Annotated in this window: 10 protein-coding genes; 4 read left to right on the top strand and 6 right to left on the bottom strand. The window is 67.9% G+C overall.

The features are described 5' to 3' along the window. Window positions 1-16 precede the first annotated feature (16 nt). From LQD11_RS04835 to LQD11_RS04825, 3 genes are read left to right on the top strand one after another with little or no spacing between them, the layout of a single operon-like run. Window positions 17-1,318 (top strand): efflux RND transporter periplasmic adaptor subunit, encoded by a 1,302-nt coding sequence (locus LQD11_RS04835; protein ID WP_238616497.1) that lies wholly within the window; start codon window positions 17-19, stop codon window positions 1,316-1,318. Continuing rightward, window positions 1,318-3,252: a MacB family efflux pump subunit gene (locus LQD11_RS04830; protein ID WP_238616496.1), complete on the top strand. Its 1,935-nt coding sequence runs from the start codon at window positions 1,318-1,320 to the stop codon at window positions 3,250-3,252. Before LQD11_RS04835 ends, LQD11_RS04830 begins: the two co-directional genes overlap by 1 nt. A 5-nt stretch (window positions 3,253-3,257) precedes the next feature. Continuing rightward, window positions 3,258-4,691, top strand: coding sequence for an efflux transporter outer membrane subunit (locus LQD11_RS04825; protein WP_238616495.1), 1,434 nt, complete (start codon window positions 3,258-3,260; stop codon window positions 4,689-4,691). Window positions 4,692-4,703: 12 nt separating this feature from the next. On the opposite strand, the gene LQD11_RS04820 is transcribed toward LQD11_RS04825, so the two are convergent. The 5 genes from LQD11_RS04820 to LQD11_RS04800 all read right to left on the bottom strand — a co-directional run bounded on the left by LQD11_RS04820 (window position 4,704) and on the right by LQD11_RS04800 (window position 11,436). Beyond that, window positions 4,704-5,051 carry a copper-binding protein gene (locus LQD11_RS04820; RefSeq protein ID WP_238616494.1) on the bottom strand — a complete coding sequence of 116 codons (348 nt, stop codon included), beginning with the start codon at window positions 5,049-5,051 and terminating at the stop codon, window positions 4,704-4,706. Window positions 5,052-5,083: 32 nt separating this feature from the next. Then, window positions 5,084-8,221 carry an efflux RND transporter permease subunit gene (locus LQD11_RS04815; protein ID WP_238616493.1) on the bottom strand — a complete coding sequence of 1,046 codons (3,138 nt, stop codon included), beginning with the start codon at window positions 8,219-8,221 and terminating at the stop codon, window positions 5,084-5,086. Continuing rightward, window positions 8,218-9,678: an efflux RND transporter periplasmic adaptor subunit gene (locus tag LQD11_RS04810; RefSeq protein WP_238616492.1), complete on the bottom strand. Its 1,461-nt coding sequence runs from the start codon at window positions 9,676-9,678 to the stop codon at window positions 8,218-8,220. Before LQD11_RS04810 ends, LQD11_RS04815 begins: the two co-directional genes overlap by 4 nt. Then, window positions 9,675-10,928 (bottom strand): TolC family protein, encoded by a 1,254-nt coding sequence (locus LQD11_RS04805; protein WP_238616491.1) that lies wholly within the window; start codon window positions 10,926-10,928, stop codon window positions 9,675-9,677. The genes LQD11_RS04810 and LQD11_RS04805 overlap by 4 nt, the downstream gene beginning before the upstream one ends. A gap of 154 nt (window positions 10,929-11,082) precedes the next feature. Beyond that, window positions 11,083-11,436: a hypothetical protein gene (locus LQD11_RS04800; protein ID WP_238616490.1), complete on the bottom strand. Its 354-nt coding sequence runs from the start codon at window positions 11,434-11,436 to the stop codon at window positions 11,083-11,085. 191 nt (window positions 11,437-11,627) lie between these two features. On the opposite strand from LQD11_RS04800, the gene LQD11_RS04795 reads away from it, so the two are divergent. Further along, window positions 11,628-13,556, top strand: coding sequence for a methyl-accepting chemotaxis protein (locus LQD11_RS04795; protein ID WP_238616489.1), 1,929 nt, complete (start codon window positions 11,628-11,630; stop codon window positions 13,554-13,556). Here LQD11_RS04795 and LQD11_RS04790 read toward each other — a convergent pair. After that, window positions 13,524-13,952, bottom strand: coding sequence for a cobalamin biosynthesis protein (locus LQD11_RS04790; RefSeq protein ID WP_238616488.1), 429 nt, complete (start codon window positions 13,950-13,952; stop codon window positions 13,524-13,526). The genes LQD11_RS04795 and LQD11_RS04790 overlap by 33 nt on opposite strands. Window positions 13,953-14,020 lie beyond the last annotated feature (68 nt).

Here is a 14,020-nt window from a genome sequence, read left to right as displayed (position 1 = left end):
GAGCCTGAACCGCCCCATGAATCCGCCCATCCGTTCCCAACGGCGTCGGCCGCGCCGCCGTGCCTTCATCCTGCTGATGGTCCTGCTCCTGCTGGCTGGTGGGGCCTATGGTGCCTGGAACTGGCTCGGCGGCGGCAAGGACGAGGAAACCACCCGGCTGACCGCCAAGATCAGTCGGGGTGACATCGAGAATCTGGTGACCGCCACCGGCACCCTGCAGCCCAGGAGTTATGTGGATGTGGGGGCGCAGATCTCCGGTCAGGTGATGGCCATCCATGTGGAGGTGGGCAGCCAGGTGGAGGAGGGGCAGTTGCTGGCGGAGATCGATCCCACGGTCTATCTGGCCCGGGTGGATGCCAGCCGCGCCCAGCTCCGCTACCAGCGTGCCCAGCTGCAGGACCGGGAGGCCCAGCTGGCCCTGGCCCGAATCACCCACACCCGGCAACGCAACCTGTATGCGGAGGACGCCACCACCCTGGAGTCCCTGCAGACCGCCGAGGCCGGTCTGAAGTCGGCCCAGGCCCAGATCGAGATGCTCAAGGCCCAGATCGAGCAAACCGAATCCAGCCTGCGGGCCGACGAGGCCAATCTGGAGTACAGCCGGATCCTGGCCCCCATGGCCGGTACGGTGGTGTCCATCACTGCCCGTCAGGGGCAGACCCTCAATGCCAACCAGCAGGCCCCCATCATTCTGCAAATTGCGGAACTGTCCACCATGACCGTGCAGACCCAGGTCTCGGAAGCGGATATCTCCCGTCTGCAGCCCGGCATGGCGGTCTATTTCACCACCCTGGGTGGGGGGGAACGTCGTTGGTACGGCAGTCTGGAACGTATCGAGCCCACGCCGACGGTCACCAACAACGTGGTGCTCTACAACGCCCTGTTCAATGTGCCCAATCCGCGCCACTTCCTCATGACCCAGATGACGGCGCAGGTCTTCTTCATCGAATCGGCGGCGCGGGACACCCTGCTGGTGCCCATGTCGGCGCTGACCCTGACCGGTCCGGCCGCGGGTCGCACGGGCCGTCCCGGGATGCGGGAGGCCCGGCCGGGGTCCGGGGATGAAGAACCTCCCGTCGTCCGGGCGCGTCGCGGTCTGGTCACGGTGCTCAAGGACGATGGACGCATCGAGGAACGGGTGGTCGAGATCGGGGTCAGCAACCGGGTGCAGGCCCAGGTGCTGTCCGGTCTGGAGGAGGGCGAGACGGTGGTGCTGGCCGGTCGCGCGCCCACGGCCCCGTCCACGACGCCCCGCCAGGCCGGCGGTGACCGCATCCCGGGGCTGGGTCCCACCGGCATGGGGCCGGGGCTGCGCTGATGACGACCGCCGGCACGCACCCACTCATCCGGCTCTCCGGCGTCACCCGCTGCTTCGTCAACGGGGATCTGGAGGTGCCGGTACTCCACGGCATCGACCTGGAGATCCAGGCCGGAGAATTCGTGGCCATTGTCGGCGCCTCCGGTTCCGGCAAGTCCACCCTCATGAACATCATCGGTTGCCTGGACCGGCCTTCCGGGGGGCATTACCACTTCATGGGAGAGGACGTCTCCGGGCTGGCCCCGGATGATCTGGCGGCCCTGCGCCGGGAGGCCTTCGGCTTCGTGTTCCAGAGCTACAACCTGATCCAGGGTCTGTCCGCCCGGGAGAACGTGGAGGTGCCCGCCCTGTATGCGGGTCTGGCTCCGGCGCAACGCCATGAGCGTGCCGAATCCCTGCTCACCCGGCTGGGGTTGGGAGAGCGTCTGGAACACCGTCCCGCCCAGTTGTCCGGCGGTCAGCAGCAGCGGGTATCCATCGCCCGGGCGCTGATGAACGGGGGCCGCATCATCCTTGCCGATGAACCCACCGGGGCCCTGGACAGCCGCAGCGGCAAGGAGGTGATGGAACTGCTCAAGGATCTGTCGGCCCAGGGCCATACCATCATCCTCATCACCCATGAGGCGGAAGTGGCCGCCTATGCGGACCGGGTGATCGAGGTGCGTGATGGCCGGGTGCTGTCCGATACCGGCGCATCCCGGGTGGCCGAAGCCTTGCCGGAGCCCGTGATCAATGGGCAGTCCTCCCTCCCGGGGGAAGTGTTCGAGGCCACCCGTACCGCCTTCAGGGCCCTGAGCGCCAACCTATTCCGTTCCATCCTCACCCTGCTGGGCATCGTCATCGGCGTGGCTTCGGTGATTTCCATGCTGGCCATCGGCGACGGGGCAAAACAGGTGGTGGTGGACCGCATCAGCGCCATGGGCACCAACCTGCTGCTGGTGCGTCCCTGGGCGCCGAACATGCGCGGTTTCGGCATCACCACCCTGGTCCACGAGGACGTGGTGGCCATCAACGAACTGGACAACATCATTGCCGCGGTGCCGGAACTGACGGGCAATGTGACCTTGCGATACGCCGGCAGGGATCAGTCCACCTCGGTGACGGCCACCTCCGCAAGCTTTGTCGCGGCCCGCAACTGGCCGGTGGCTCACGGGGTCTTCTTTGATGAGATGGATGAGCAGAGTTATGCCACCGTGGCGGTGCTGGGCGATACCGTGGCCCGGGCGCTGTTTCCCGGGGAGGATCCCCTGGGCCGGTTCGTGATGGTGAACAACATCCTGTTCCAGGTGATCGGCGTGATGACGCCTCGCGGCGCCTCGCCCATGGGGCAGGACCAGGATGATGTGGTGTTCATGCCCTTTCATACCGGCAGCCTGCGGGTATTCGGCCAGCGCAACCTGCGTAACGTGACCGTGGCGGTGGAGGATGTCTCCCGCATCGACGAGACCCAGGCGGCGGTGCACGCCCTGCTGCTGCAGCGCCATGGGGTGGAAGACTTCCAGATCCGCAACATGGCCTCCCTGCTGGACAGCGCCAGCGAAACCCAGAACACCCTCACCATCCTGCTGGCTTCCATTGCCGCCATCTCCCTGCTGGTGGGCGGGATCGGGGTGATGAACATCATGTTGGTGAGCGTCACCGAGCGGACCCGGGAGATCGGCATCCGCATGGCCACCGGGGCGCGCATGCGCAACATCCAGCAGCAGTTCCTGATCGAGGCGGTGACGGTGTCCGCCCTGGGCGGGGCCATCGGGGTGGTGGTCGGTCTGGGGGTGGCGGCCCTGATCGGGCATCTGGGCACGCCCATCCAATACAGTCCGACACCGGTGGTGCTGGCCTTCGGCTGTGCCTTTGCCACCGGTCTGGTGTTCGGTTACCTGCCCGCCCGCAAGGCCGCCCGGCTGGACCCGGTGGTGGCACTGGCCTCGGAGTGAACTTCATGACGGTCAATACCGATAAACGTTTTGTCGCGGGCGCGATGGTGGTGGTCGGGCTGCTTCTGGGCGGATGCGCCACCACGGCGCCGCTGACGGGGCCGGTTCTGGACATGCCCGAGGTCTACGGCCGCGATGTCTCGGAGGCGGCCCAGGTCCAGCCCGACTGGTGGCGGACCTTTGAGTCTCCGTTGCTGGAATCCCTGGTGCTGGCGGCCCTGGAATACAGTCCCGACCTGGCCATTGCCCGGGAACGGGTGGTGCAGGCGGAACTGCAACTGCGCAGCACCGGTGCCTCCCTGTTCCCGTCGGTGGATTTGTCCGGCGGCAGCACCTTCCGCGAGACGAGGACGGATGGGGGCGATACCGCCACCAGCCGTTCCAGCAGTCTGTCCCTGGGTGTGGGTTACGAGGTGGACCTGTGGGGTCGGCTGAGTGCCGGCGTGGACGCCGCCCAGGCCGGTCTGCAGGCCACCCGCCATGACCAGGAGGCCGTGCGCCTGAGCCTGGTGGCCGGGGTGGCCAGCGGCTATTTCCAGTGGCTGTCCCTGAACGAGCGGCTGCGCATCGGCCGCCGGAACCTGGAAACCGCCGAGCGCCTGCTGGACATCGTGGAATCCCGTCACCGCCATGGGGTGGCCACGGCCCTGGACGTGAGTCGCCAGCGCACGGCGGTGCTCAGCCAGCAGGCGGCCCTGGTGCCTTTGGAGGTGCAGGCCCGACAGGCCCTGGCGGCGCTGGCGGTACTCAGTGGCCGGGCACCCCAGGGGTTCGAGGTGGAACCCGAGTCCATCCAGGGATTGTCGGTCCCCGAGGTGGGACCGGGGCTGCCCTCGGAACTGCTGGTCCGGCGCCCGGACATCGCCGCCGCGGAGGCGCAGTTGCTGGCCAACGACGCCAACCTGCAGGTTGCCCGGGCGGCCCTGCTGCCCAGCATCCGCCTCACCGGCTCCGGTGGACTGGCCAGTACGGCGCTGTTTTCCCTTGCCGATCCCACCCAGAGCCTGAGCCTGGGGGCCAGCCTGGCCCAGGTGGTGTTCGACGGCGGCCGCCTGCGGGCCCAGGTGGGCAGCGCCGAATCCCGGCGCCGGGAGGGGTTGGAGAGCTATCGGCGCACCGTGCTCACCGCCCTTCGGGAGGTGGAGGACGCCCTGGGGGACGTGGCCCGTCATGGGGAGCAGGAGCGGGTGCAGGAGGCCACCATTGAGGAGGCCGAGCGCAGCCTGAGGCTGGCGGAGTTGCGCTATCGGGAAGGGGCGGGGGATTTCACCAGCGTGCTGGATGCCCAGCGCACCCTGTTCCAGGCCCAGGAGCAGGCGGTCCAGCTGCGTCTGTCCCGCCTGGTGGCCGCCGTGGATCTGTACAAGGCCCTGGGCGGGGGCTGGCAGCGGGAGGCGGCGCCGGACATGCCTTCCGACATGCCCGGCCCGACCACCTGAGCCTCGGTACCGTTAATCCAGGGCCTTCAGCTCGATGATTTCATAGTCCGTCGGCCCCACCTGCTCCAGGGTGAAGCGAATGCGATCACCGGCCGCCACGCCGTCCGCCAACGCGGCATCCCGCAGACGCAGGTCCATGGTCATGGGCGGCCAGCGCAGGGCCGGGATGGGGCCGTGGCTCAGGGTGACCGTACCCGCCTCCCGGTCGATGGCTTCCAGCACCCCTTCCGCCTGGGCGGTCAGGGCGGCCTGGCCGGTATGGCCATGATAGTGGTGGTTGTCGGCGGCCGACAGCACCGGGGCCGACAGGCCCAGGGCACAGGCCAGGACGAGGGTGGATACGGGACGTGCATGGGACATGATGGAACTCCTTCTTGGTTGCATGGGATGGTTCACGGATTGACGTCATGGGTCCGCCCCCTTGCTGGGGCGGGGTTGTCGGGCAGAGGCCCGCGTTGCCACAGCCAGTACAGCACCGGGATCAGCAGCAGGGAGACCAGGGGGGCGGTGATCATGCCGCCGATCACCGGCGCGGCGATGCGCTGCATGGCTTCGGAGCCGGGGCCGCTGTCCAGGAGCAGGGGGGAGAGCCCCAATACCACCGTCAGCGAGGTCATGGCCTTGGGGCGCACCCGCATCACCGCCCCGGCGATGATGGCTTCTTCCAGTGCCTGCCGGTCGGTGGGCCGTTGCCGGGCCACGGCATTGCGGATGTACATGAGCATCACCACCGCAAACTCCGCCGCCAGCCCCATCAGCAGGATGAAGCCCGCCGCCACCGCCACCGACAGGTCGTGGCCCAGCCAGTACACCAGCCAGATTCCCCCCACCGCGGCGAAGGGCAGGGCGCCCATCAGCATCAGCGCCTCCGGGCCGCTGCGAAAGCACAGGTACAGGAGCAGGAAGATCAGCACCAGGGTCACCGGGATCAGGTAACCCAGACGCTCCCGGGCCCGTTCCATGTGCTCGTACTGGCCGGACCAGGCGATGGCGTAGCCGGGGGGCAGCGTCACCTGTTCGGCCACCAGCCGCCGGGCCTCGGCCACGTAGGAACCCAGGTCCCGGTCACGGATGTCCACCACCACCCAGCCGTTGAGACGGGCGTTTTCGGTGCGGATCATGGCCGGGCCGTCCACGATGCGGATGGTGGCCAGACTGCCCAGGGGGACATGGGCGCCGCCGGCGGTGACCACGGGCAGCGCCTCCAGGGCCTCGGGGCTGTCCCGCCAGTCCTGGGGATAACGCAGGTTCACCGGATAGCGTTCCCGGCCTTCCACGGTCTCGGTGATGTTCATGCCGCCCACCGCTGTTTGCACCAGGGACTGCAACTCGGCCACGCTCACTCCATGGCGTGCCGCCCGTTGTCGATGGATCTCCACTTCCACGTAGCGGCCGGTGGCGGCCCGGTCGGCGAAGGCCGAGGCGGTGCCGGGCACCTGGGTCAGCACCGCCTCGATCTCCCGGCCGAGGCGCTCGATCCCGGCCAGGTCCGGGCCGGAGATCTTCACCCCCACCGGGGAACGGATGCCGGTGGAGAGCATGTCGATGCGAGTCTTGATGGGAGGCACCCAGACGTTGGCCACGCCGGGAAACTGCACCGCCGCGTCCAGTTCCCGGATGATGTCCGCCTTGGTCATGCCTTCCCGCCACTGATCCCGGGGCTTGAAGCGGATCACTGTCTCCAGCATGCCGATGGGGGCCGGGTCGGTGGCGGTATCCGCCCGGCCCGCCTTGCCGAATACCTGCTCCACCTCGGGCACCGAGGCGATCAGACGGTCGGTCTGCTGCAGGAACTCCCGCACCTTGTCCAGGGAGACCCCGGGGTTCAGGGACGGCATGTACATCAGGTCGCCCTCGTCCAGCTCGGGCATGAACTCGCTGCCCAGTCGGGTGCCGGGCCACAGCAGGGTGAGGGCCAGCAGCAGGGCCGCCGCCACGGTGGTCCAGGGATGGCGCAGCAGTACCCGCAGCAGGGGACGGTAGAGGGCGATCAGCAGTCGGCTCAGGGGATGCCGGGCCTCGGGCCGGATGCGTCCCCGTACCAGGTAGCCCATCAGCACGGGCACCAGGGTGATGCCCAGCCCGGCGGCGATCGCCATGGCATAGGTGCCGGTGAAGGCCAACGGCTTGAACATGCGGCCTTCCTGTCCTTCCAGCACGAACAGGGGCAGGAAGCTCACGGTGATGATGAGCAGGGCGAAGAACAGGGGGCGGCCGGTCTCCTTGGCCGCCTCGGCCACCACCGCCCAGCGGTCCTCGTCTGGGCGGACCCGTTCCAGGCGCTTGTGCAGATTCTCCACCATGACGATGGCGGCATCCACCATGGCACCGATGGTCACGGCGATGCCCCCCAGGGACATGATGTTGGCGTTGATGCCCTGCTGTTGCATGATCATCAGGGCCGCCAGGATGCCGATGGGCAGGCTGACGATGGCCACCAGGGCCGAACGCAGGTGCAGCAGGAACACCAGGGAGACGGCGGCGATGATCAGGAATTCCTGCCACAGCTTGGTGGACAGGTTGTGCACTGATGCCCGGATGAGGGTGGAGCGGTCATAGGTTTCGACGATCTCCACCCCCGCCGGCAGGCTGGGACGCAGTTCGTCCAGGCGCTGCTTCACCCGCTCGATGGTGGCCAGGGCGTTTTCCCCATGGCGCATCACCACCAGGGCGCCCACCACCTCGCCTTCCCCGTCCAGGTCCGCCAGACCGCGCCGGGCCTCGGGACCCAGGCGGATCTCGGCCACGTCCTCCAGCAGCAGCGGGGTGCCGTCGGCGGTTCGACCCACGGGGATGCTGGCCAGATCCTCAACGCCGGTGAGATAGCCCCGAGTGCGTACCATGTATTCGGCCTCGGCCATCTGCAGCACCGAGCCGCCCCCCTCCCGATTACCCGCCTGGATGGCGCCGCGGACCTGTTCCAGGGTGAGGTCGAAGGCCCGGGCCCGGTTCGGGTCCAGCACCACCTGGTACTGCTTGACCATGCCCCCCAGGGTGGCCACCTCGGCCACGCCGGGCACCGACTGCAGCTCGTATTTGAGGAACCAGTCCTGCAGGCTGCGCAGGTCCGCCAGGTCATGGGTGCCGCTTCGATCCACCAGGGCGTACTGGTAGACCCAGCCCACACCGGTGGCGTCCGGCCCCAGGGCCGGACGGGCCCCGTCCGGCAGGTCCGGTGCGACCTGGCTCAGGTATTCCAGCACCCGGGACCGGGCCCAATAGGGATCGGTGCCGTCCTCGAAGATCACGTAGACGTAGGAATCCCCGAACATGGAAAAGCCCCGTACGTCCCGGGCGCCGGGCACCGCCAGCATGGCGGTGGACAAGGGGTAGGTCACCTGGTCCTCGACGATCTGGGGGGCCTGGCCCGGATAGCCGGTATGGACGATCACCTGCACGTCCGATAAATCCGGGATGGCGTCCAGGGGCATGTCCCGCAGGGAGAACAGGCCCCAGGTGATGAAGATCGCCGTCAGCAGCAGGACCAGCAGGCGGTTGTCCAGGGAGGCCTGGATGATGCGATCGATCATGGCGCATCTCCCCGGCGGGGGGCGATGTGGGTCAGTTCATAGACGTATTCCTCCCGTTCCCGAATGCGGATGTGCACGGCATCGCCGGGGGACAGCCCTTCCAGACTGACCCCGTCCGCCACCTCGAAGTCCATGGTCATGGCGGGCCAGCCCAGGGCGGGAATGGGTTCGTGGTACAGGTTCACCCGCCGAGCCTCCCCGTCCACCCGGTTGATGCGGCCTTCGGCGGGAACGCCGTCGTCGTGGGCGTCACTGCCGGCATCGGGTGTCTCCAGACGGGCCAGGGCCACGCTCATGGCGGCCTCCGAGTCGATGAGGAACTGGCCCGAGACCACCACCTTGTCCCCCGCTGCGATGCCCGCCAGGATCTCCAGCCGGCCCCCGGCACGTTGCCCCAACGCCACTTGCCTGACCTGAAAACGGCCTTCTTCCAGGGCGAGGACGACGCGATCCTCGTGGCCGGTGCGGATCACCGCCTCCACCGGGACATGGACCACCTCGCCGGTGGAGGTGGCCGCGAGACGGGCCTCCACCCAGGCGCCGGGCCTGAGGATGCCGTCCGGATTATCCAGTCCCAGGCGAGCGCGCACCGTGCGGGTGGGCTGGGCCAGGGTGGGGTAGAGGTAGTCCAGGCGGCCTTCCAGGACCCTGTCCGGATGGGTGGGCAGTCTCAGGGTGACATGGCTTCCCGGGGAGACGGCCGCGGCCTGCGGCTCGAACAGGTCCAACATGACCCAGACCCGGGACAGGTCGCTGATCCGCATCACCTCGGTGCTCGGGGTGACGAACATCCCTTCGGCGACATTCAGGGCGGTGACGATGCCGTCCCGTGGGGCCGTGACCGGCACCCGTGTCAATGCCTGTCCCCGGGACTCCACCTCGCGGATGGTGTCCCGGCTCAGCCCCAGGGCCCGCAGCCGTTCCCGGGCCGGTTCCGCCGGGCCGCCCCGGCGCAGGATCTGCAGCAGTTCTTCCTGGGCGTTCACCAGCAGGGGGGAATAGATCCGGAACAGCACCTGACCGGCTTGCACCGCCTCGCCGGTGGTACGCACCCGCAGGTCCTCGATCCAGCCCTCGGTGCGCAGGTGGATGTGGGCGAGACCGGCTTCATCCTCGGTCACGAAGCCGACGGTGCGGATCTCCGGGGTCAGTTCGCCCCGTTTCGCGGCGGCGGTGCGCACCCCCATGTTCTGCATCACCCGGGGGCTGATGCGCACGCCGTCCTCATCCGCCGGGTCCGTGTCTCCGGCATAGATGGGGATGAAGTCCATGCCCATCTCGTCCTTGCGGGGCTCGTCGGAGCGAATGGCGGGGTTGTGGGGGTGACGGTAGTAGAGCACGGTCCGGCCGTCACCGTTTTCGGCCCGGGAGGCGGTTCCTCCGTGGTGCCAGAGAATGGCGCCGGCACCCAGGGCGATGCCCAGGGACAGGCTCAGTAGCAGCGGGGTGATTTTCATGACGGGTCCTCCCCCAGCAGGGACAGCAGACGGGCCTGGGCGATTTGGCGATCCCGGGTGACGGCGGCGGCGGTGATCTGCAACTCCAGGTGGTTGATGCGGGCGCGCACCAGGCCGGGCAGGTCCCCGGTACCGGCGGCGTAGGCTTCCCCGGCGGCGCGAACGGCCTCCTCGGCCAGGGGCAGCAGGCGTTGCCGGTGGCGTTGTTCCCGTTCAAGCAGTTGCTGCCAGGCGGCATGATCGCGGGTGAGTGACTGCCGCAGTTCACGGCGTTGGGCTTCCCGGTCGTGCCCGGCAGCCGCCGCCTCCCGCAGGCTGGCGGCCACATCCCGGTCCTGGCGATTGCGGGTGAACAGGGGCAGATCGAGCATCACCATGGCCGAGAGCCGATCCGCGTCGTTCCTGTCTGAGCGGGTCGGTGTGCCGTAGGTGAGTTCCACGGACCATTCCGGTCGGTACCCCTGTCTGGCCAGGGTCACCCCCCGCTGCTGCTCGCTGACCATCAGGTCCTGGGCGCGCAGCAGGGGGTGTTGATCGATGTCGTCGGCCAGGTTCGGAGTCGGCAGTTCGGGGAGGTCGCCCGGGAGGGGGCGGCGAGCGGCCTCCGTGCCGATCCATCGTGCCAGGCGGGCCTGTGCCCCGGCTGCCTCGGCCAGGCCAGCGTCAAGGCGGTCTGCCAGATTTTCCAGTGCCAGTTCGGTCTCCAGGAGTGTCTGGTGTGTCCCCCGTCCGGCGGCAAACTCCCGTTCGGTGACTTCCAGCAGCTCGCGCAGCTGATCCCTGCTGGCCTCCAGCAGACTCAGGAGCCGGCGCTGGTAATGCAGTTCCACATAGGCCTGGCGGACTTGGGCGCGGGTTTCCCGCATGGCCGCCTCCGCCCGGGCGTGGAAGACCATGGCGCGCAGCCGTTCCTGTTCACTGCGTAGCGCCCGGCTGTCTCCCCGGGGGAAGGTCTGGCGCAGGCCCAGCCGGAATTGGGTCATGTCATCGCCTTCCAGCCGCGGGCGCTCCGCGGGCAGATCCATCCATTCGATGATCAGCATGGGATCCGGCAGGGCACCGGCGCTGATGGCGGACTCCTCCCGCGCCGTCGCCTGCTCCCGATAACGGGCGGTCAGGGGGTCCTGGTCCAGGGCCAGGGTTTCGGCCTCTGCCGGGCCCAGGGGCAAAAGTGGAGGGGCTGCCGGGAGCGCCCCCGGCAACAGAAGCAGCAGCAGGCCGGGCAGACTGCCGGGACTCTGGGATGGCATGAATCGATGTCCTCGCCATGGGGTCGTGAGCGACCCCGTTGCATCGGGTCGACCCGGTGGCCTTCAGGCACGGGGCGGCGCCCGCATGGGCCGGCGGCCTGTGACGAAGGCTGGAGGGACGACCGGTATCCGGCGGCCCGTGGCCGCCCGGGGGTCAGGCGAGGTGGGGTTTGGGAGGTCGGTGTTCCAGCTGGGGAATCCGGGAGTGCGGGGCATGAATGATGCCGCCCGGGGCGGGCGGGCAGGCCCGCTGTTCCACGGGTGGTTCCTGGGCCATTGCCAGGGCGCAGGCGGCACAGAAGGCACACTGATCCTGGCTGGTTTCGGCCTGCTCGTCCCCGGTTTCACCGCAATGGCCCGTGCCGACAGGGGGGGCGTGATTCTGATGATGACCCTGGTGCATCCAGGCCTTGCCCACGGTGGCGGGCGAGGCCGCCAGCACATGGTGCATCGGCATCGCCAGAAGGGATGCGATCACCAGCAGGATGATGGCACGCGAGCGCAGCATGGAACGATGCTCGCACATCTGTCGGGGGTGGGCAAGAATCCTGGTCCGGCGGATTCGGATGACCGGTCCGGCAAGGACGATGGGTGGAGAATATATCGCGCGGTCAGTCATCGCCTTAAAACCAATATCCAGTATTATTCTCATTTAGTGATCTGGAATGGCATAACACCCAATGCCAAGGGAGTGTATGGATGAGAGTCTTGCTGGAACGGACCGGTCTTGCCGGAGGGCTGACCATGCTGATGGGAACACTGGTCCTGACCAGCATCCTGGTGGTGACCGGGATGGTCTTCATGCAGTACCGGGAGGCCTATATCCAGGGGACACTGCAACAACTCCAGTCCACGGCGTCCATGAACACCCAGTCCTTCATGGACTGGCTCCAGGTGCGTCAGGACGAGATGCGTTATCTGGCAAGTCTGGACGAGGCCGTGGACATGGATCCGGTCGGCCTCACCCCGTTGCTGCTGGCCATGGCGGCCAACGGCTACTACGACACCATCATGGTGGTGGATCCCAGGGGGCATGGCATTGCCGGCGTATCCCACGACGGTCAGGCCCGGGCATTGCCGGCGGACCAGGTGGCCGGCTTCCGTCTGGACAACCGTCCCTGGTTCATCCAGGTGTTGGCCGGGACGGAGGTGATCGGCATGCCGGTGCATTCCCGTTTCACCGGTTATCACGTCAGCCCCGTGGCGGTCCCCATCCGCCGGGATGGGCAGGTGGTGGGGGTGGTGCGCGGCGCGGTGCGGTTGCAGAGCGTGTTTGAGCGGGTGCGGGCGTTATCCTCGGACACGGATGGGGATATCTTTCTCGTGGACGGCGCCGATGGCCGACCGGTAACCCCGGCGCGTTCCATTCAGGATGCCGATGTACCCCTGGACACCGAGGCGGCCCGGGCCATCCGGGAAGGCAGGAGCGGCGTGGGGCGCTACCCCAATGGGGTGGGAACGGAGGTGATCGGCAGTTACACCCACATACCGTTGCTGGGCTGGGGGCTGATCCTGGAGCGGGAGGCGGGTCCCGTCTTTGCGGACATGCACGCCATGCTGGTCCGCCTGGCCGTCATCGCCGGCCTGATGATAGCCGTGTCCATGGCGTTGACCCTGCTGGTGGTGCGTACCATCAATGCCATCATCGGCGGCGAGCCTGTCGACGTGGCCGGGGCGGTACGGCGGGTGGCCGGGGGAGATCTGAGCGTACCGGTCAGGGGGCGGACGGGTGGCTCGTCCAGCCTGGCGGCCGGCATCGGCGCCATGCAGGTTCGGCTCCGGGAGATGGTGGGTGAGATCGTCGACGTTTCCCAGCGGCTGAGTTCCGCCGCCTCGCGCCTTTCCCGGGTGAATGTGGACACCGACGAAGGGTTGAGGCAACAGACTGAACAGGTGGATGGCGCGGTGGTGGCCATGAACCAGATGGTGGCAACCGTGGACGAGGTGGCCAGGAATACCCAGTCGGCCGCCCACCTGGCCCAGGACGCCCTGGAACAGGTTCAGGCCGGCAAGACGGAGGTGGGGCGCAGCATGGCCAACATCGAATCCCTGGCGGAAAACGTCAGCGATTCGGCCCTGGCCATGGAGTCCCTGCGGGAGGATGCCGAGCGCATCGGCACCGTGCTGGAGGTGATCCGGGACGTGGCGGAACAAACCAACCTGCTGGCCCTGAATGCGGCCATTGAGGCGGCCCGGGCCGGGGAGCAGGGGCGGGGGTTTGCCGTCGTGGCCGCCGAGGTCAGGACGCTGGCGGGGCGCACCGAGAAATCCACGGCCGACATTCAGAGCATGATCCATCGGCTACAGAACAGTGCCAGGAATGCCGCCCAAGTGATGGTGGTCAGCCGTGACCAGGCGGTGCGGAGCGTGGATGAGGCGATCCGCGCAGGGGATTCCCTGGACCGGATTACCGCCTCCGTGACCCATATCAGTGACGTGATCCGGCAGATCGCCAGTGCCGCCGAGGAGCAGAGTGCCACGGCCCGGGCCATCAATGGTGGCATGCAGCAGATCCACGCGGTTTCCGAACAGACCCGGTGTTGCATGGATGAGACTTCCCGGGCCGCGGAAGATCTCTCCACCCTGGCGGATCAGTTACAGGGGTTGGTGCTGCGCTTTCGCATGTGATTGTCGGCGGGCGATGGAAACCGTGGCGGCCCTGCGCTCGCCGTCGCGGTGAACCAGTTTTTCCAGCAGCAGGTGCTTCGGATCCCGTGTCCCGGCCGCGAGCAGGGCAGCCGCCTCGGCCACGGCCGGTGTGCCCATCACCTGCCTGACACGCTCGGAAGGATTGGGGACGGGCACCCGGGACAGGGCTTCGGCGGAAAATGCCTGAATGTCCCAGCCATGGTGGCGCGCCGTGAGGACGATGGCCGGTTCGTCCCGGCGTTGCGCGATGGTGGCCAGGCCGCCGACCGCATCCGGTGCAAGGCCCACCTTGCGCAGCGCCCGGAGTACCGCGGTCATCATGACATCGGGGTGGAGGCCCGGGGTGCAGCCCACGCCCACAAACACTTTTTCCATCAAAAAAGACCCATGTTGACACGGGGTTCGGGATATCCTGCCCCTGCTCTTGTTCTGCAAGACCAGAG

Source organism: Ectothiorhodospira shaposhnikovii, assembly GCF_022227765.1.
Lineage (GTDB): Bacteria > Pseudomonadota > Gammaproteobacteria > Ectothiorhodospirales > Ectothiorhodospiraceae > Ectothiorhodospira.
This window is presented reverse-complemented; position numbering and strand designations above follow the sequence as displayed.

Bases quoted from the DNA above. Each gene is read 5' to 3' on its own strand.
- LQD11_RS04805 (WP_238616491.1), bottom strand. From the start codon at position 10,928: ATGCCATCCCAGAGTCCCGGCAGTCTGCCCGGCCTGCTGCTGCTTCTG.
- LQD11_RS04815 (WP_238616493.1), bottom strand. From the start codon at position 8,221: ATGATCGATCGCATCATCCAGGCCTCCCTGGACAACCGCCTGCTGGTC.
- LQD11_RS04790 (WP_238616488.1), bottom strand. From the start codon at position 13,952: ATGGAAAAAGTGTTTGTGGGCGTGGGCTGCACCCCGGGCCTCCACCCC.
- LQD11_RS04835 (WP_238616497.1), top strand. From the start codon at position 17: ATGAATCCGCCCATCCGTTCCCAACGGCGTCGGCCGCGCCGCCGTGCC.
- LQD11_RS04810 (WP_238616492.1), bottom strand. From the start codon at position 9,678: ATGAAAATCACCCCGCTGCTACTGAGCCTGTCCCTGGGCATCGCCCTG.
- LQD11_RS04795 (WP_238616489.1), top strand. From the start codon at position 11,628: ATGAGAGTCTTGCTGGAACGGACCGGTCTTGCCGGAGGGCTGACCATG.
- LQD11_RS04825 (WP_238616495.1), top strand. From the start codon at position 3,258: ATGACGGTCAATACCGATAAACGTTTTGTCGCGGGCGCGATGGTGGTG.
- LQD11_RS04830 (WP_238616496.1), top strand. From the start codon at position 1,318: ATGACGACCGCCGGCACGCACCCACTCATCCGGCTCTCCGGCGTCACC.
- LQD11_RS04800 (WP_238616490.1), bottom strand. From the start codon at position 11,436: ATGCTGCGCTCGCGTGCCATCATCCTGCTGGTGATCGCATCCCTTCTG.
- LQD11_RS04820 (WP_238616494.1), bottom strand. From the start codon at position 5,051: ATGTCCCATGCACGTCCCGTATCCACCCTCGTCCTGGCCTGTGCCCTG.